1 pseudogene is annotated in these 208 nt (G+C 64.4%); it reads right to left on the bottom strand.

Features of this window, described 5'->3' with window-relative positions:
- Window positions 1–208, bottom strand: a pseudogene (gene radA, locus EXE42_RS18400) (DNA repair and recombination protein RadA); the annotation flags it as partial.

Raw genomic sequence — 208 nt, 5'->3', positions numbered from 1 at the left:
GAGGCGGACGATCCGCTTGTCGCCCTTCGACTTCCGGAGGTAGATCCGGAAGGTGGAGGCGTGCCCGAGGATGTTGCCGCCGATCGCCTGGGTCGGATCGCCGAAGTAGGAGTCCGGGTTCGACGCGACCTGGTTGGTGACGAGGATGGCGGTGTTGTACAGGTCGCCGAGGCGCATCAGGTCGTGGAGGTGCTTGTTGAGCTTCTGC

Origin of the sequence: Halorubrum sp. SP3 (genome assembly GCF_005435195.1) — an archaeon.
Lineage (GTDB): Archaea > Halobacteriota > Halobacteria > Halobacteriales > Haloferacaceae > Halorubrum > Halorubrum sodomense.
Note: the sequence above shows the minus strand (reverse complement) of the source record. Positions and strands in the feature narration are given on the sequence as shown.